Origin of the sequence: Actinoalloteichus hymeniacidonis (assembly GCF_014203365.1) — a bacterium.
Classification (GTDB): Bacteria; Actinomycetota; Actinomycetes; order Mycobacteriales; family Pseudonocardiaceae; genus Actinoalloteichus_A; species Actinoalloteichus_A hymeniacidonis.
The window spans coordinates 3,628,658-3,647,229 of record NZ_JACHIS010000001.1 but is presented as its reverse complement, the minus strand read 5'-3'; the positions used below and the strand labels follow the sequence as shown (position 1 = coordinate 3,647,229).

Genomic DNA, 18,572 nt, shown 5'->3' with positions numbered 1-18,572 from the left:
CACCGTGGTAGGAGTCGGACATGACGCGACAGCACGGCCCTCCCGGTGGCCGGCCATCGAGCCGCCGACCGCGCCCGGCCGCGTCCAGCTCCACCTCGCATGCCGCGTCCGGCGGTGACTCCGAGGAACTGGCCGAGCTACTGGAACGGATCGACGGCGACGGCTACCCCGCCTATCGCCGCATCGAGGGGCGTTGGGTCTTCCCGCATTTCACCCTGACGGTGCGCCGGGCCCAACCGGATCCCTACGCCCCGCCCAGCCGGGTGGAGGTGCAGATCGGCGACCGATCCGCCGGATTGCCCTCGGATCTGTGGGACACCCCGGATGCCGCGCGGGCGACGAGTGCCCACCTGCTGCGCCGATTCGCCGCCGCCCTGTCCGGCGGGCCCTTCACCGTCGACGTCGGTGGGCCGGAGATCCTGGACCGCAGCTCGGGCCGGATCCTCGACGGCGCGGTGACACTCTGCCTTGCGCTCGCGCTGCCCGGGCGCGGCCGTCGCATCGACGGCCGGGCCGCCCGCCGCGCGCTGACCGATCTGCTGCCCACCGCCGTCGACGCCGTCCGGGGCGAGTCGATCGATCTGCCTGCGGCCCGCCGCGTCGTGGCCACGGTGGCCGACGCCGTCGCACTCCGCGAGATGCTGCCCGAACTGGGCCTGATCGCCTTCGTGGCCGACGGCGCGATCCTGCCCCGACGCTCCGGTGTCTCCGAGGAACCCATGTCGACGGCACTACCGTTTCGGGCGCCTGAGTCGATGGCCGTCCGGGTCCGGCTGCCGTACCGGGGCGAGGTCACCGGCCTGGGCATCCCCGAGGGGGTGACCGTCGTCGTCGGCGGCGGGTTCCATGGGAAGTCGACGCTGGTGCGCGCGATCGAACGCGGCGTATACGACCACCTGCCCGGCGACGGTCGAGAACTCGTGGTCACCAGGGCGGACGCGGTGAAGATCCGTGCGGAGGACGGCCGGTCCGTCACCCGGCTCGATCTGGGCGCCTTCCTGTCCACCCTGCCCAACGGCGCCACCACGGCGGACTTCTGCACCGCCGACGCCTCGGGATCCACCTCGCAGGCGGCGTCGATCGTGGAGGCGTTGGAGGTCGGCTCGCGTGCCCTGCTGATCGACGAGGACACGGCCGCCACCAACATCATGATCCGGGATGCGCGGATGCGGGCGCTGGTATCGGCCGAGCACGAGCCGCTCACCCCGCTGCTGGATCTCATTCGCTCCCTGTGGACCGATCACGGCACTTCCACCATCGTGGTCACCGGGGGGACCGGCGACTACCTTGCCGTCGCCGATCACGTCGTGATGATGGACGCCTACCAGCCGCGCGAGGTCACCGAGCGCGCCCGCCTGCTGGCCGGTGATCGGGCGACCGAGGACGATCGGATCTTCCCCCCGGTGCGGGCCAGGCGGCCGCTGGCGGAGTCGATCGATGCCGCGATCGGCGGCGGCCGACGGCGCGTCCGGGCCCGGGGACTCGACGTGGTCCTGTTGGGCGAGGAGGAGATCGATGTCCGGTTGATCGAGCAGCTCGTCGATCCGGCGCAACTCGTCGGAGTCGGCTTGGCGCTGGCCGCACTGGGCGAGCGTGGTCGGCTCGATGGGACTCGCACCCTGCGCGAGGCGTTGACCGGGTTGGCGGCCGAGATCGCCGAGCGGGGGCCCTCGGCGTTGGCCGCGGGATTCCCCGGGGATCTGGCCGTGCCGAGGATGTTCGAGGTCGCCGCCGCGCTCAACCGACTACGCACGCTGCGCATCGCCGATCCCGTCGAGACGGCCGGTCGCACGGCGGACCGAGCGGCGCGGCGGCCGTAGTGGGAGGGCTCGGGCGTCCCGCACGCATCAGCCGTGTGGGCAGGCCCGGTCCGCGTCGGCCGCGGCGTCCTCGGCGAGCCTGCTGCGGGTCGCCTCGGCCTCGGGGACGCCCAGGGCCTCGTAGACGCTCAGTGCATCGCGCAGTCGCTCCCGCGCGGTGGCGTGCTCGCCCAGGGATCGGTGCGCCGTCGCCAGCGCGTCGAGGGCCTTGGCCTCCTGATAGCGGTCCCGACACTGTCGAGCCGAGGAGAGCGCCGCCCGGTGGTGCCGGATCGCCTCGGCGGCCTCGCCCATCGCGGTGAGCACCAGACCCAGCGAGTTCAGGATCTCCGCCGCCACGGTCGGCTCCGTACGCCGGACGATCTCCAGCGCCTCCCGGTGGTACTCGGCGGCCTCGGCGAGCCTGCCGAGGCGGGCCAACGCGCTGCCCAGGTTCGCGAGCGGGGCGGCCAGACTGTCCCGGTCGCCCAACTCCTCCTTGATGGCCAGGCAGTCGCGGAGTACCTCCAACGCCCTCCCGGGATCACCGCTGCGGGTGAGGATCTTGCCCAGATTGCTCAGCACCCGCGCCTCGCCGGGTCGGTCGCCGATCTGCCGATAGGCGGTCAGCGCCTGTTCCGAGCAACTCAGGGCCTGGGCGAACTCGCCCAGTTGCTCGTGCAGCAGTGCCTGGTTGGTCATGGTGCCCGCGAGCATGGCGACCGCGTCGTGGCGACGACACAGCGCGGCGGCATGGCGATGCCATTCCAGCGCCTCGGCGCTGTTGCCGAGCCGGAACGCACAATTGGCGAGGCTGTTCATCGTCTGCCACTCGTGCGCCCAGTCCCCGGAGCGCTGGTGCAGGATCAGCGCCCGATCCGCCAATCGCTGTGCCTCGTGGAAACGCCCGGCGCTGAAAGTGCCGATCGCCAGGTGGGTCAGGGTGATGGCCTCCCCGATGCGATCGCCCGCGAGCTCCGCGCTGCGCAGCGCCACCCGGTGAGTGGACAGCCAGTAGGTGATGTGCCTGCGGAAGAGCAGGTAGCGCCAGAGCGCGTCGGCCAGCTGCCAGGCCGCTCGGACCCGGCCCTGCTCGGCCGCCTGTTCCACCAGGATCACCACGTTCACCTGCTGCGAGTCCAGCCAGGCCAGCGCCGTCGCCCGATCGGCGAAGTGGTGCTGGGTCGCCGGAGTCCGCGCGGGGCGGTCATGCGGCGGGATGATGTGGTGGACCGCCGCTTCGACGGTCTGCTGGTAGTAGGCCAGCAGCCGACCCAATGCGGCCGCCCTGGCCTCGGCGGAGTCCCGTTCGGAACCGAGTTCCATCGCGTACTCGCGAACCACGTCGTGCAGGCGGAACCCCCGGTTCTCGCCAGGCTCGACGAGATGCGCCTCCGCCAACCTGCGCAGGTGGTCGTCGGCCTCGGCGAGTTCGATCTCCAATAGGGCGGCCGCGCCGTGGGCGTCGATCTCCCCGAGCCCGCTGAGCCCGATGTGCCGGAAGAGGCGTTGTTGGGCGATGGGGAGCAGAACGTAGGAGTGATGGAACGCCGTGCGCACCGAGGCGTGGGGATCGTCGTCGAAATGCAGGTCGGCCAGTGGTCGGCCCGCCCCCAGCCGCCGGACCAGCCCGCCGAGACCGTCCTCGGCCGACATCCGGGCCAACGCGATGCGCAGGGCCAGCGGCAGGTAGGAGCACAGGGCCGCGAGCGTCTTGGCCGCCTCGGGCTCCCGCAGCACGACGTCGGGCCCCGCGACCCGGCCGATCAGCTCCACCGACTCCCCGGTCGAGAGCACGTCCAGTGATACCGAGTCGGCTCCCGTCCTCGCGATGAACCCGTTGAGTCGATGCCTGCTGGTCACGATCAACCGGCTGTCGAGATCCCCGGGGATCAAGGGGTAGATCTGCTCGGCGTGTCCCACGTTGTCCGCGACGATGAGCAGCCTGTGCCCGAACAGCGTGCTGCGATAGAGCGCGGCGGCGGCCGATTCGTCCTCGGGAATCTGTTCGGCCGGGACGTCCAGCGAGCGCAGCAGGCGTTCGAGCGCCTCCTGCGCGGAGACCGGATTGCCGCCGCCGTGGCCGCGCATGTCCAGGTAGAGCTGTCCGTCCGGATATCGGTCCGCTGCCTGGTGGGCGCATCGCAACACCAGCCCGGTCTTGCCGACCCCCGCCATCCCGTCGACGACGATCACCGGACTGGTACCCGCGTCTGCGTCGGCGAGCAACGTCGCGATGCGTCGCTGCTCGGCCCGGCGACCGGTGAACTGCGGGGTGCCCGCGGGCAGTTGGGCCAACCGGGGCGCGGTGTGGGTGGTCTCGGCCGAACGTCGATCGGCGGCCAGCAGTCGGCGGTGCAGTCTGCGCAGCGCGGTGCCGGGGTCGGTGCCCAGTTCCCTCGAGAGCACCCTGCCCGCCGTGGCGAACACCGCGAGCGCCTCGTTGGGACGCTGCTCGGCCCAGTGCACCAACATCAGCAGCTCGTAGAGCGGTTCCCGCAGCGGGAACTCGATGAGCAGCCCATCGAGTTCGCGGGTCAGCCCCGCCATCTCACCGGCGTCGAGATCGGCGGCGATGCGGGCTTCGAGTGCCTCCAGCCGTTCCTGTTGCAGCCGGGCCTGATTGCGCAGGATGAAGTCGCTGTCGCCGGTGCCGGAGAGGGGAGTGCCGCGCCATAAGCGCACGGCGCGGTGCAGCAGGGTCCGGCGAGTGGTGCCCCATTCGGTGCCCGCGCGATCGACCAGTTCTCGGAATCTCAGGAGATCGATGGCCACGGTGGGACTCACCAGCCGGTATCCGCCCGAGGCGGTCTCGAGGGCGACATCCCGCAGCGGGGCCAGCGCGCGACGTAGGTTCGAGACGTAGACCTGGATCGCCTTGCGTGCCGAGGCGGGCGGATCCTCACCCCAGATGGCGTCGATGAGTTGTTCGACGGTGCGGGTGCGCCCGGGTTCGAGGAGCAGCGCGGCGAGGAGGCAGCGTTGTTTCGGCGGTCCGAGCGGTAGCTCGACGGATTGGACGTCCACCGCGCCCAGTAGCCGGAACATCGGCTCGCAAGCCTGGATCTCGTTCGAATCCATCCGTGTCCTCGCGTCCTCGCCTGGACCCCGTCACCCTCGGATCCTCGCCTCAGGCCGTCGGTCGGCCGCGGGCGGATCCGCCGATGCCGAGCCACTCCGGGTGACGGCGTGTTCATGGTCTTCTCGCCGCTGGTGGGCGACGCGGCATGATCACGATTCGAGTGTAGAACCCGCTGGTCGACGCGTGGCGAGGGGGAAAAGTGGCCGATCGGCCGTGGCGGTCCGGAAAACACACGCTGCGTCCGGACCGGTCGACGGTGGGTCGTCGCTCGGGTTCCGCGGTCGGGTTCCTCGGGTGGGGTCGGCGCCGAGTGAAGCGATCCGTGCCACCTCCGTGTACCACCGATCACCTGCAAGCTTTAGGCTAGCCTGACCTAACTCTGGTTCGTTGGTGAAAGGAACCCCATGCCCTCGCACCCGTCACCCCGGAATCTACGCCGGGCGGTCGCCTGCCTTGCGGGCACGCTGTTACTGGTGTCCGCCTGTGGCGGCACCGAGGACTCCGCGTCGAACACCGACGCAGGACTGGCGGGTGACAGCGGCGTGGGCGAGGCCTACCCCGTGACCATCGAGCACCAGTTCGGCGAGACCGAGATCACCGATCGGCCGCAGCGCATCGTCACCCTCGGCATCACCGACCACGACCCGCTGCTGGCGTTGGGCGTCACCCCGATCGCGGTGCACCCCGGCTTCTCCATGGAGAACGTGGGACCGTGGGCGGAGGAACTCCTGGGCGACGCCGAGCCCAAGATCTTCCCCAGCGCCACCGATCCCGATCCAGAGGAGGTATTGGCGCTGGCCCCGGATCTGATCATCGGCGTCACCTCCGCTATGGACCAGACGACCTACGACGCCCTCTCGGAACTGGTGCCCACCGTGGTCCGGTCCGCCGATCAGGCCGACTTCGCGATCCCGTGGCAGGAGCACACCGAGGTCATCGGCCAGGCAGTGGGCAAGCCGGACGAGGCCGCCGCGTTGATCGAGGAGACCGAGACCCTGCTCCAGGAGACCGCGGAGCAGAACCCCGAGCTGGCGGGCAAGACCGGCGCGACGCTGCTGCCGAACCCCGACGGCGGCTACTGGCCCTACACCGACCTCGATCCGCGCGGCCAGTTCCTGTCGTCGATGGGGATGCGGCTCCCCGACGCCCTTGCCGAACTCGACGACGGCGCGTCCTTCTACCTCGACCTCAGCGCCGAGCGCATGGACTTGCTGGAGGCGGACGTGCTCGTGGTCCTCGAACGGGACGGCGATCGCGAGGCGGCCGAGGACGACGCCGTCTTCCAAGCATTGGACGTCGTCGAGCGCGACGACGTCATCTGGCTGGCGACCGGAGACCCCGGTCTGGCCATGGCGCACAACACCGTGCTGAGCATTCCCTTCGTCATCGACGAGCTGGTGCCGCAACTGGTCGAGAAGGTCCGCTGACCGGCGACGCTGTAGTCGACAAGGCAGAAGGACACCTCAGAGATGCACCATGACGGCGACCGTCCACGGCAGCTCGACCGGGGACCGACCGGGTCGGCGGTGGGCACCGCGCTGCGAACTCCCGACGACGTCGAACCTGCTCCGGACCGCGCGACACCCCCGGACGCGGGCGCCTCGGCGGCCATGGCGGGGCGGTCCGCCACCAAGAGGATCGGGCTGAGCGCCGGACTCGTCGGGCTGGTCGTGTTGTTGGTGGCGGCGGCCGTGGCGGGTCTCGCGGTGGGCACCAAGCCGATCCCGCCCGCCGTGGTCCTCGATGCCTTCTTCCACAACGGCTTCTGGACCTTCGATCCGTCCGACAGCGACCACCTCGTCGTGCGGGAACTGCGACTGCCCAGAACGCTGCTCGGTGTGTTGGCGGGCGCCGCCCTCGGCGTCGCGGGCACCCTGATGCAGGGCGTGACGCGCAATCCGTTGGCCGACCCCGGCATCCTCGGGGTCAACGCCGGAGCGGCGTTCTTCGTGGTCATCGCCATCAGCGTCCTGGGCGTCACCACCCTGACCGGCTACGTCTGGTTCGGATTCGCCGGAGCCGCGGCAAGCGTCGTGGTCATCTACGGCGTGGCGGCGGTGGGACGCGGCGGGGCCACGCCGGTCAAGCTGGCCCTGGCGGGCGCGGCGATGAGTGCGGCCCTGCTGTCGCTGACCACGGCGGTGCTGATCACCGATGGCGGGACCTTCGACCGCTTCCGATTCTGGCAGGTCGGCGCGCTGGCGGGCCGTGGAATGGACGTCGTCGTGCAGGCGCTGCCGTTCGTCCTGGTCGGCCTGGTCGTCGCGTTGTTCTTCGGGCGACTGCTCAACGCACTGTCGCTCGGCGACGACCTGGCCAGGTCGTTGGGCAGGCGGGTGCAACGGGACCGGCTCATCGTGCTGAGCGTCGTCGTCCTGCTCTGTGGCGTGGCCACGGCGGCGGCGGGTCCGATCGGCTTCGTCGGGCTCGCCGTCCCGCACATCGCCCGACTGATCACCGGACCCGACTACCGCTGGGTGCTGGCCTACTCGGCACTGCTCGCCCCGATCCTGCTGCTGGTGGCCGACATCCTGGGCCGGGTCGTGACGCATCCCGGCGAACTGCAGGTCGGGATCGTCACCGCGGTGCTGGGTGCGCCGGTGTTCATCGCCTTGATCCGTCGACGCAGTCTGCCGGAGTTGTGATGGCCCCCGACAGGACGACCGTGTCGAGTTCGAGACCGGTACCCGATTCCCCACCCACCGCCCGGTCCGCCTCCCAACGGGAGCAGGCCAGGCGGATGGTTGCCTCGGCCCGACGTGGGCACGGCACCCGAGAGGTGACCGTGACCCTGGTGCTCGCGGTGGCACTGCTGGGCGCCTTCGTCGCCGCGTTGGCGCTCGGCGAATTCCCCATCCCGGTCTCCGAGGTCCTGGCGTGGTTGACCGGCGGAGCCCAACCGGCCACCGAGTTCATCATCGGCGGACTGCGGCTGCCCAGGGCGCTGACCGGGATCCTGGTGGGCGTCGCACTCGGTCTGGCAGGAGCGCTGTTCCAGAACCTGTTGCGCAACCCCTTGGCCAGCCCCGACATCATCGGGATCACCTCGGGCGCCTCGGCCTCCGCAGTGCTGTGCATCGTGGTGTTCGGCGTGAGCGGCACGCTGGTGTCGGTGGGGGCCGTGCTCGGCGGCCTGGCCACCGCAGCGGCGATCTATCTGTTGGCCTGGCGCCGAGGAGTCACCGGGCAGCGCCTGGTCCTGATCGGGATCGCGGTGGCTGCGATCCTCTCGGCCGTCGTCTCGTATCTGATGACCAGGACGCGGATCGAGACCGCCCAGGAGGCCCTGGTCTGGCTGACCGGCAGCCTGGACGCCCGGACCTGGGCCCATGCCACGCCGCTGGTGTGGTGTCTACTCGTCCTGGTGCCCGGGGTGGTCGTGTTGTCCCGTCCGCTGCGCGCGCTGCAGCTGGGCGACGATTCGGCCTCGGCCCTCGGAGTGCGGGTGGAACGGTCGAGGTTGGGTTTGATCATGATCGGGGTCGCGTTGGCCAGCGTGGCCACCGCTGCGGCCGGACCGGTGTCGTTCGTGGCGTTGATCGCCGCGCCGATCGCTCGACGGCTGCTCACCGGCGCAGGCCTGGCGCTACTGCCGTCGGCCCTGGTCGGCGGCCTTCTGGTGGTGGTCGCCGACCTGATGGCGCAACACCTGATCACCGGGGCCGATTTCCCGGTCGGCGTGGTGACCGGCCTGATCGGCGCCCCCTACCTGCTGTGGTTGCTGGCGGTATCGAACCGGGTGGGTCGCAGTGAATGAGCAGCGGATGAGGAGTTTGCCGATGACAGACCGACACACGCTGAGCGCTGAGAACCTGCGCCTGGCCTACGGCAGCCGCGAGGTGGTCAAGGGCCTCAGCGTCGACATCCCGCCGGGGAAGGTCACGGTGATCGTCGGGGCCAACGCGTGCGGCAAGTCGACACTGCTGCGCGGTCTGGCGCGACTGCTCTCGCCCGCAGCCGGAACGATCTACCTCGACGGCAAGGACATCAACACGCAGTCGACGAAGGCGGTGGCCGCCGTGCTCGGGTTGCTGCCGCAGTCGCCCACCGCGCCGGAGGGCATCCGCGTCGCCGACCTGGTCGGCCGGGGCCGCTATCCGCACCAGGGCTGGTTCCGCCAGTGGAGCAGCGGCGACGACGACGCGGTCGCCGAGGCCTTACTGGCCACCGGCACGCTGGAGTTGGCGGCCCGATCCATCGACGAACTCTCCGGCGGGCAGCGACAGCGGGTGTGGATCGCCATGGCCCTCGCACAGGGGACCGATCTGCTGCTGCTCGACGAGCCGACCACCTTCCTCGACGTCAGCCACCAGGTTGAGGTGCTGGATCTGCTCACCGATCTCAACCGACGTAAGGGATCCACCGTCGTGCTCGTCCTGCACGACTTGAATCTGGCCTGCCGCTACGCCGACCACCTGATCGCGATGAAGGACGGCGAGATCGTGGCGGAGGGGCCGCCCACCGAGATCGTGACCGAGGAACTGGTGTCCGACGTGTTCGACATGTCCTCCCGCGTGGTGCCCTGCCCGGTCTCGGCCACACCGATGGTGGTGCCGATCGGCAGGCATCACGGTGCCATGGCCGCCGCAGGCGCCGATTCCGCCGCATCGTGACCCCGGGAGGATTGCTCCGCCGCGCGCTGGGCAGACATCGCCGCAGGCTCGCCGTCGGGGTGCTGGGCCTGAGTACGCACCAGGCCGCCGAGACGATGGTCCCGGTGGCGATCGGCCTGATCATCGACAGCGCGGTGGTCAGCGGCGACTTCCGCGCGCTGGCCCTGTCGGTCGCCGCGCTGGGAATGCTGTTCCTCACCCTCAACGTGGCCTACCGGACCGGCGTTCGATCGTTGTTCGGGGCGTTGCAGGAGGAGACCCACCTACTGCGTGTCGAGGTGGCCGGGCGAGTCCTGGACCCGAGGGGAACCCGAGGGGACACCCCCGCCGGGGAACTGCTCTCGGTGGCCACGACCGACGCGGAGCGTTCCGCAGGCGTGCTCGACGTCGTCATGCTCGCGGTGGCCGGGTCCACGGCCATGGTGCTCTCCGCCGTCGTACTGCTGAGCATCGATGTGCCGCTCGGGCTCGGCGTGCTGATCGGTGTCCCGGTCCTGGTGCTGCTGCTGCAGTTCGCCGCGCCGCTGCTCACCCGCCGCAGCGGTGAACAGCAGGCTGCGGTCGGCAGGCTCTCCGCGCTGGCGACGGATCTGATTCGAGGGTTGCACGCACTGCGCGGTCTTGGCGCCGAGCACAGCGCGGGCGAACGGTACCGGCAGCTGAGCACGGGAGCGTTGCGCAGCACCCTGCGGGCCGCGACGCCGATCGGGGTCTACCGAGGCTCCACGACCGCCGCCAGCGGCCTGTTGCTCGCGGCGGTGGCGGGTTTCGCCGGCTGGTATGCCGTCGAGGGCCGGATCGGGATCGGCGAGTTGATCACCGTGGTCGGACTCGCGCAGTTCATCGCGGAGCCGGTGCAGCTGTTCGGTTACTGCGGACAGACCCTCGCCGTGGCGCGAGCCTCCGCCGCGCGACTGACCACGGTCCTGCAGGCGCCGCATCGCGTCGATGCGGGCACCGGCGATCTCGTCGGGCCGCCGGTGCTGCGTCTCACCGAGGTGGACCACGGCTCGCTGCGGCACCTCGATCTCCGTGCCGAGCCGGGGGAGTTCGTCGGCGTGGTGGCCGATGACCCGAGGGACGCCGAGGCACTGCTCGAGGTGTTCGCGGGCCGACTGCCCGTCGAGGCGGGCACCGCCGCACCGGACTCCGGAGTGTGGCTGGGGGAGACCCCGCTGCACACCCTTCGACTCGACGAGCTGCGCCGGGTGTTGTTGGTGGAGCACCACCACGTCGACCTGTTCGAGGGCTCGCTGCGGTCGACGGTCTCGTCGGGTCGGCCGATGGCAACCGAACCGGAGGTCGCCTCGGCCTTGCGCGCCGCCGCAGCCGACGAGGTCGCGGCCGCCCATCCCGAGGGCCTGGACCACGTCGTCGTCGACCGAGGAGCCACGCTCTCCGGTGGGCAGCGCCAGCGCCTCGGCCTGGCCAGGGCCCTGGTCACCGACCCGCCGATCCTGGTGTTGCACGACCCCACCACGGCCGTCGACGCGGTCACGGAGGAGACCATCGCGCGCAACCTGTTCCAGCTCCGCCATGGTCCCGAGGTGCCGCAGCCTCGAACGACGATCGTGTTGACCAGTAGCCCCACATTGCTGGCCAGGGCCCACCGGGTGGTGTCGATCGTGGACGGCCGCGTCCGGCTGGTGGGTACCCATGCCGAGTTGACGGCGGCCGACGAGCAGTACCGGAGCGGAGTCCTGCGATGACCTATTCGCCGACCGATCAGGCGGGTGACCACGGGTCGCCACCCCGACCCCAGCCGCAACCCGAGGACCGCCGGACCCCGCCGGCAGCCGGCGCGCAGCCGGAGCGCGGTGCGACCGGGGCCGAGGACCGGACGCGGCAGGCGGTGAACACCGAGCCGCCCTCGGTCCTCCCGATCGCCACCGCGTCCCGGACGTGGAACGTGGTGGTCGCGGAGCTCTTCCGCACCCCGGGAACCACCTCGGCCGCCCTGATCACCGGGGTGCTCGCCACCCTGTGCGGTTTGGTGGCGCCTTGGGCCCTCGGCGATCTCGTCGACGCGGTGACCCGTGGCGCGACGGGCGGCGACGTACTGCGCACCGTGCTGCTGATCGCCGTCGCCGCGCTCGTGGGTGGCGCCTTCACCGCGCTCGCGGGTGCGTTGATGGTACGAGCGGGCGAGACGATGCTGGCCCGGCTGCGAGAGCGAGTGGTGGACCGCGCGCTGCATCTGCCTGCCGGCACCCTGGAACGGGTGGGCGCGGGCGACCTGCTGTCCCGGGTCGGCGACGACGTGGCCGTGGTCGGTCGAATGGTCGCAGGCGAGGCGACGGTGCTGGTCTCCGCCGTGCTGGCGCTGCTGCTGACCATGGGCGGCCTGGTGGCCCTGGACTGGCGGCTGGGGTTGGCCGGTCTCGTCGCGCTGCCGATCTACATCCGGGGACTGTTCTGGTATCTCCCGAGATCGGGCCCGGGGTATGCCTCGGAACGGGTCGCCATCGCGGAGCGTGCCGAGGTCATGATGAGTTCGTTGCACGGCCGCGCCACCGTCGACGCCTACCGCTGGAACGCGGAGCGGGTCGCGATGATCGACGACCGTTCTGAGGCGGCGAAATCGATCTCGGTCCGAGTCTTCCGGCTGCTCACCCGGTTCGGGATCCGGGTCAACCTCGGTGAGTTCGTCGGGTTGACCTCGATCATCATCGTCGGCTTCCTACTGGTCCGGGCCGACCTGGTCACGGTCGGCGCAACGACGGCGGCCGCCCTGTACTTCCATCGACTGTTCAACCCGCTCAGCGCGGTGATGATGGGATTCGACAAGGTCCAGTCGGCGGGCGCGAGCCTGGCTCGGCTGGTGGGAGTAGCCGATATGCCGGTGGAACCGGAGCCCGCCGACCCGCCGGAACCCGTCGACTCGGGCCTGCGGATCGAGGCGGTCTCCCACCGGTACGGCGAGGGCCCGCCGGTACTCGACGACGTCACCCTGCACATCCGTCCGGGCGAGCGAGTCGCCCTGGTCGGTGCCAGCGGTGCGGGCAAGACCACGCTGGCGGGTATCGCGGCGGGTGTCATCCGGCCCACCTCCGGTTCGGTGTCGCTCGGCGGGGTGGCCACGGGGGAGTTGGGCCTGCGGGCGCTGCGCCGCCGAGTGGTGCTGATCAGCCAGGAGGTGCATGTCTTCTCCGGCCCGCTGATCGACGACGTGCGACTGACCGCCCCCGAGTCCACCGAGGACGAGGTACTCGCCGCGCTGGACCGGGTCGGTGCCCGGGGCTGGGTGACGGCGTTGCCGGACGGCGTCCAGACCGTGGTCGGCGACAGCGCGCGCAGACTCACCGCCCCACAGGCACAACAGCTGGCGCTGGCCCGGCTCGTTCTCGCCGACCCCTCGGTGGCGATCCTGGACGAGGCCAGTGCCGAGGCGGGAAGCGCCGGTGCCAGGGAACTCGAACGGGCTGCGGTGTCCGCCACCGAGGGACGCACCACCCTGGTGGTGGCCCACCGGCTGCCGCAGGCGGTGGCCGCCGACCGCGTGGTGATGTTGGACCACGGCCGGATCATCGAGAGCGGCACCCACGCCGAACTGGTCGAGGCGGGGGGCCGGTATGCCCGGCTGTGGGCGGCCTGGCAGGGCCGCGAGGCGGACGAGACAGCGTGAGGCACCCGACGCGGCGGCTCGAGATGAGCTGCGGCCGCCCGTCGGGCCGAACGACCTGCCAGATCGTGCACAGCGCATCGACCAGGGCCCAGATTCGCGCGGCGCCGTAGACGATCCCGGCCACGCCGTCCTCGGAGCCCTGCTTCCCAGCGGCAGGACCCCCATCGCGATCGCGCCGGGGAGGAGGACGAACGCGATCTCGGTGATCCTCAGGTCGAACCCGCGTTGCAGGTGCAGTAGCCGGAGCATCCCGACCATCGCCTCGGCCGTCATGGTGATGACCACCGCCGGCAGCATCGGCCGTGACCCGACGGCCGGCTCGACTCCCTCGCCGTGCCGCCGGGATGAAAGCCGGGTGTCCCGTCCTACCGGTACGCGGGTTCGCTGCTCGACGGTTCGGGGCCGACCCCGGGTCTGCGCAGCACGGGCAGCAGACAGATCACCGCGCAGGTCCCGAGCAGCGCTGCGGCGACGAGGAATCCCGTGCTCGGACCGAGGTGTTCGACGACCGACCCGCCGACGATGTTGCCGAGCGCCCCGCCAACGCCGGTGGCACTGGCCAACCAGGCGTAGGCCTCGGTGGCCCGGCTCGGCGACGCCCGCCGGGTGATGCCGTCGTAGAGCATGGTCAGCGCGGGCGCGACCATCGTGCCGAACAGGAAGAGCAGCACCGCGAGTATCCCGATCCCCGGTGCCAGCGCGAGCAGCACCGCGCCCACCGCCACTCCGCCGGGAAACAGCGCCAGCGCGGTGTCTCCCTTGGCCCGCGCGCCGAAGACCAGTCCGCCCACGCCGGAACCCGCGGCGACACAGGCCAGCATGATGGCCGACGCGGTCGGCGCGTCGGGACCGCCCGCGCCCGCCACCGCCGCGAGATTGACCACCACCAGGCCTGCGAGCAGCGCGCTCGCCGCCGCGAGCATCATGACGAAGCCGGGCCCGGCCAACCGGCTGCGGCTCCGACCGCGTTCGGTCCGGGTCGGACGCGCTGTCCGGGCCGATCTGCCCGCCTCGGCGGCGCGTTGCCCACAGAACAGGAGCGTGCCCACCAGGGTGAGCACTCCGGAACCGATCAGGGCAGCGGACGGGCTCGCCAACGCGACCAGCAGCGTGGTGAACATCGGGCCGGTGACGAGCACGATCTCCTGCAGCGTCGAGTCGAGGGAGAACGCGGTGAGTCGTTGCTGCGGGGAGGTCAGCGCGGCCAACGCCGCCCGCAGCGCCGCCAACACCGGCGGGGTGAACGCGCCGCCGAGCGCGGCCACCGCCATCAACGCCAACGGTTCGGGCGGCAGGATCGTGAGCAGGACGAGGGTCGCCGAGTAGCCGACCGAACCGATCAACAGCACGAGTCGTCGACCGACGCGGTCGGCCAGCTTCGCCACTGCGGGACCCGCCAACACCGAGCCGATGGCCGAGCAGCCGGTGACCAACCCGGCCACGTCGTATCCGTGGTGTTGGGTGACCAACAACAGCATCGCCAGGTTGGTCATCCCGGTGAAGGCGCGGGCGGGAACCGAGGCGGCGAGTAGACCGGGGACGGCGGGAATCGAGAGCAGTTCGCGATATCGCGAGAGTGACACCAGGAGAGCCTCACGCTGAGACGGGACCGGCAGGGGAAAGCGCTTTCCTCAATCAGAACCTACCGCCTTGCCCCTGGTTCGTCACTGCGCCACATCGGCGTGCGAACCCGGCTCGGCGAGCCGCCGAGTCGCCGGTGCGTAGGTGATCGCCTCTGCGGTGCGCCGACTGTCCGCATTGGTCGTCGTCGGCAGGCGCCCTCGGTCATCGCCGCAGCCGCGAGCGGTACCTTCCCAGGTCAATCCTGGTCCGCGCCCCGAACGGGGCCTCACTCATCAGCTGCCGGGCACTGTCCACACCTGCGTCCACGCCTGCGTACTGCGCTGCCGTCAGAACGGGATCGGGCCGAATCGGGCCCACGCCACCACGGCCCCCGCCACCAACAGCAACAGGTTGACCAGCATCGGTCGGATCTCCCATCGGCGGGCGTGCACGACCACCGCGCCGATCATCAGCAGCGCCACCCCGACCCCGGCCAACGGAGTGAGGAAGGTCGCGAAGCCGAGAAGACCGGGGGCGACCAGGCCCACGGTCGCCAGTAACTCGATTCCGCCGATGATGCGGACCTGCCGGACGGGGAACTCCTCCGACCAGGGCATGTTGACCAGTAACTCGTGCTCCCGTTGCACGAGTTTCATGATTCCGGAGATGAAGAACGTCAAGGCTAGGGGAATCTGCAGCACCCAGATGGCGATGCTCACCAAGGCTCCTATCGCGGGGCTGCCTCGCGGGGCGCCCCTGTGTCGCACGGGACGGCCTGCGGGTATGTCGGCTGGAGCGATCCGTCGCCGATGACCACGGCGAGCCAGGACCGCACCACCCGGACACCCGCCGGGTTGGTGACCGTGCGGCACCCCCGTGCCGCTGTCCATTCCACGCTACCGATCACCGAGCGGATGCACTCGTGATCGTCGGGTAACCACCCGCTTGGCGCATCGACCGTCCGGGATTCGATGAGTGGTCGATGTTGCGTCACCCGCGGGTCCGATCGAGGAGCGGAGCACTCGGGGAGTCCTCGCCGATGCGCACGGCGAGGACTGGCCGAGTCGGGTGTGGTCAGTTCGGCAGGCGGTCGCCGATCAGCGCCAGATTCTGGATCGCCGCCAGCCCGTACTGCGCGCTGGCGTTGGTCGACACGAACGTGGCCTCGTCCACCGGATTCAGGCTGTGCTCGCCCTCGATCCGGGTCGTGGTCCACTCGATGTCGGGACCGTAACCGGCGGCTCCGCCGAAGAACTCCGCCCAGGCACGCTCGGCCAACGCCGCATCGTCGAGGCGGTGCGCCGCGTAGGCGGTCAGCCGGGAATGCCCCTGGCCCAGGTTCAGATTGCCCAGCGACTCGCCCAACTCGGCTTCCTGCTCCTCGGCGGTGGCGTTGTACAACCTGCAGTACTGCAGCCAGGCCTCGGTGAACGCGGGATCGTCCAGCAGGTCGATCAACTCGCTGCACAGTTCGACCTGGCCGAACACCGCGTTGAGGTGGGACACGCTGATCCCGTGATCCTCGAGAAGGTGGTAGCGCCCGGTGTCGATGTCGTAGCGTTCGCCGTCGGTGTAGAAGCCGTGCGGCAATTGGGGGATCGTCTCCACGCCTGCCAGCAGCTTCTCCTTGGCGATGGGATCGCCGCCGCGCTCCCACTCGGTCAACCAGGCGATGGCCAGCGCGCTCCAGTCGGTACCGGTGCCGATGCTCAAGGCGTTGGGGTCCGGCTCGTAGACGTCGTCGCGGACCTTGCGACTGGGATCCAGGGTCAGGAAGGTCTGATCGACGTCGATCTGGGCGTGCATCAGGTCCCCGACCCGTTCGTCGGCGGTCAGGAAGTAGTAGTAGCGACGGTTGGCCACCGTGGAGATCCGCACCTGTTTGGCGCTGCAACCGAAGTGCTGCACATTGTGCCTGGTCCCGAGCTTCTCGTACGGGCCGGAGTGATAGACGTCGACCTCGCCGGTGTGCCGCACCATCGCCTCGGCGAGCCGGAACGCCTGGGCGCTGCCGGTCCGCAGATAGTGCAGCCAGAGCCAGATGTCGGTGCCCAGCTCCGAGTTGTCCCAGGCGTAGCCGCCCACGTCGTAGCGCCAGACGTGCCGGTCGGCGTCGTAGGTGTGCATCACGTCGCCGTAATCCCAGAAGCCGTACCAGTGTCGTTGGTCGATCTGATCGCGGTAGAAGTCGAACAGGAAGTCCAGCCGGTCCTCGATCTCCGCCTTGGCCGGGGTGGACCGGTCCACCGGGCTCCAGTCGCCGAACACTCCGGCGCCGTGTAGGTGGGCGGGCGGCGCGGTCAGCAGCGGTGGTGTGCTCACCGCCGTCGACATCGCGGCGAGCCGCTGCGAGCTCGGTGTCGCGGGCAGCGCCCAGAACAGGAGTTCGCTGGTGCGCGCGATCCCCTCCGCCGTGCCGAAGCCCGGTTCGTAGTCCTCGTAGGTGATCTCCAGGGCCTCCAGCTGTTCCTCGTAGGTGTCCTGACCGAGGCCGTCGTGGAAGAACCGCAGGTCCATCGGCTTGGCGTCCGGCGAGTACAGCCACACCGTCGCCTCCGAGGTGTCGCTCGCGGCGTTGCGGACGTCGAGCTGGGTGGGATGGCGTTGCCAGAAGTCGCGTAACCCGAAGGCCAGACCGCCGCTGATGCCGCCGACATACCCCAGCCCGGCGGCCCGGCCGCCACTGTCGACCGAGATCCAGGCGTGGCCCTCCTTGGTGCGCTTGCGGACCTGGAAGGACTCCGAGGACGACTGACTCAGGCTGTGGTCGCCCCAGTCCGGGATGAGGTGCAGGCGGGTGCGCACATTGTCGGGGAAGGTGGCCACCGGCGGGGTCGGCTGTCCGGCGACCTGTGCGCTGCGCACCTCCTCGCCCGGATCGCGGCGGAGGCCGGTGAGCCCCTTGACGGCCTCGGCGTGCAGACCGCCGTCCTGGCCCGCGAACCTGATGTGCCGATCGTGGGTCTGGTCGCGCATCGGGACCTGGAATCGCACGCCCAGACCGTGGACGAAGTCCTCCTGGCCGTCCCGGTCGAAGACGAAGCTGTGCATCATCCGGAGGTTCTCGGCGCCCGCGTGGAAGTACAGCCGCACGGTGAACGGCAGCATCTCGCGGCCGCCGCGTCGGGCCCGATGGATCCCCGACACCCGCACCACGGCACGGACCGGCCCGGTCTGTTCGACGGTGACCGTGTCGGTCCGCCCGATGAACCGCTCGCGTCTGCTGGTGCCCTCGTCGCCGTCCTCGGGGGAGTCGCCTCGGATCAGGATCAACTCGCCCGCTCTGGCGATCTCCACGCCGTCTCGGCTGATCGACTCCACCAGGGTGGATCCTCTGCGCGGGATGCGGACCTGGATCACCCCGGTGTCGACGGTGACGGTGCGGTTGTCCTCCTGCACCGTGACCGGGGCCTGCGGTGCGGCGCCGTCACCCGGGGTGAGTCGGTAGCCCTCGGCGGCGGTGTGCGGCCCGACGGAGTGCGCCGACCACTTCAGCGAGCCGTCGGGCCAGTAGCCGATCGGCCAGGTCTGCACGGGCACGGCCTCGCCGCTCTCGGTATGCAGTGCGAAGGGCTGATCGGCGGGCAGCGCACCCTTCGGCCAGGGCACGCCCCAGGTGGTTCCGGGTGTCTCGGCGGGCGCACCGCCCTCCAGCCAGCCGAGCCGAACCTCGTCGGGTGCCGCAGGTGAGTCCTGGGCCGCTGCGGCGATCGGCGTGCCGAGCCAGGGGAGTTGGGCGGCGGCGCCTGCGGCAACCGTTCCGGCGAGAAAACCACGTCGGCCGAATCCAGGCATGGACGAGCTCCGTTCCGTCGGCGTTGACCCGAGGCGCGACCCGTCGTCGGTGGGGATCGAGCGGGATCCTCGAGTCCACGGTGGAGCGCAGTGCG

The 18,572-nt window shown here is 70.6% G+C and carries 11 protein-coding genes; 7 read left to right on the top strand and 4 right to left on the bottom strand.

The genetic code is table 11. From position 1 onward, the window contains the following. Nucleotides 1–20 precede the first annotated feature (20 nt). Nucleotides 21–1,820, top strand: coding sequence for an ABC-ATPase domain-containing protein (locus BKA25_RS14890; RefSeq protein WP_084642935.1), 1,800 nt, complete (start codon nucleotides 21–23; stop codon nucleotides 1,818–1,820). A gap of 27 nt (nucleotides 1,821–1,847) precedes the next feature. Here the strand turns inward: BKA25_RS14890 and BKA25_RS14885 are convergent, their stop codons facing one another. Further along, entirely contained in the window at nucleotides 1,848–4,880 is a 3,033-nt protein-coding gene (locus BKA25_RS14885) for an AfsR/SARP family transcriptional regulator (RefSeq protein WP_084642937.1), read from the bottom strand. 405 nt (nucleotides 4,881–5,285) lie between these two features. Here BKA25_RS14885 and BKA25_RS14880 point away from each other — a divergent pair, with 405 nt between their 5' ends. From BKA25_RS14880 to BKA25_RS14855, 6 genes are all read left to right on the top strand, one after another. Continuing rightward, on the top strand, nucleotides 5,286–6,308 hold the full coding sequence (locus BKA25_RS14880) for an iron-siderophore ABC transporter substrate-binding protein (protein ID WP_069848985.1): 1,023 nt from the start codon (nucleotides 5,286–5,288) through the stop codon (nucleotides 6,306–6,308). A gap of 183 nt (nucleotides 6,309–6,491) precedes the next feature. Beyond that, the gene (locus BKA25_RS14875) at nucleotides 6,492–7,526 is read left to right on the top strand and encodes a FecCD family ABC transporter permease (protein ID WP_069853610.1); all 1,035 of its coding nucleotides are present in this window, start codon (nucleotides 6,492–6,494) and stop codon (nucleotides 7,524–7,526) included. A gap of 20 nt (nucleotides 7,527–7,546) precedes the next feature. Then, nucleotides 7,547–8,638 (top strand): FecCD family ABC transporter permease, encoded by a 1,092-nt coding sequence (locus tag BKA25_RS14870; RefSeq protein ID WP_236750760.1) that lies wholly within the window; start codon nucleotides 7,547–7,549, stop codon nucleotides 8,636–8,638. Nucleotides 8,639–8,660: 22 nt separating this feature from the next. Continuing rightward, the gene (locus tag BKA25_RS14865; RefSeq protein WP_084643645.1) at nucleotides 8,661–9,494 is read left to right on the top strand and encodes an ABC transporter ATP-binding protein; all 834 of its coding nucleotides are present in this window, start codon (nucleotides 8,661–8,663) and stop codon (nucleotides 9,492–9,494) included. Beyond that, complete coding sequence (locus BKA25_RS14860; RefSeq protein WP_069848988.1) at nucleotides 9,491–11,203, top strand: ABC transporter ATP-binding protein; 1,713 nt, start codon at nucleotides 9,491–9,493, stop codon at nucleotides 11,201–11,203. Before BKA25_RS14865 ends, BKA25_RS14860 begins: the two co-directional genes overlap by 4 nt. Next, entirely contained in the window at nucleotides 11,200–13,119 is a 1,920-nt protein-coding gene (locus BKA25_RS14855; RefSeq protein WP_084642942.1) for an ABC transporter ATP-binding protein, read from the top strand. Before BKA25_RS14860 ends, BKA25_RS14855 begins: the two co-directional genes overlap by 4 nt. Before the next feature lie 365 nt (nucleotides 13,120–13,484). Here the strand turns inward: BKA25_RS14855 and BKA25_RS14850 are convergent, their stop codons facing one another. The 3 genes from BKA25_RS14850 to BKA25_RS14840 form a co-directional block, all read right to left on the bottom strand. Continuing rightward, nucleotides 13,485–14,702, bottom strand: a complete 1,218-nt coding sequence (locus tag BKA25_RS14850) for an MFS transporter (protein WP_069848990.1) — start codon at nucleotides 14,700–14,702, stop codon at nucleotides 13,485–13,487. A gap of 327 nt (nucleotides 14,703–15,029) precedes the next feature. Beyond that, nucleotides 15,030–15,401: a DoxX family protein gene (locus BKA25_RS14845; RefSeq protein WP_069848992.1), complete on the bottom strand. Its 372-nt coding sequence runs from the start codon at nucleotides 15,399–15,401 to the stop codon at nucleotides 15,030–15,032. A 355-nt stretch (nucleotides 15,402–15,756) separates the two neighbouring features. Beyond that, entirely contained in the window at nucleotides 15,757–18,477 is a 2,721-nt protein-coding gene (locus tag BKA25_RS14840) for an exo-rhamnogalacturonan lyase family protein (protein ID WP_069848995.1), read from the bottom strand. Nucleotides 18,478–18,572 lie beyond the last annotated feature (95 nt).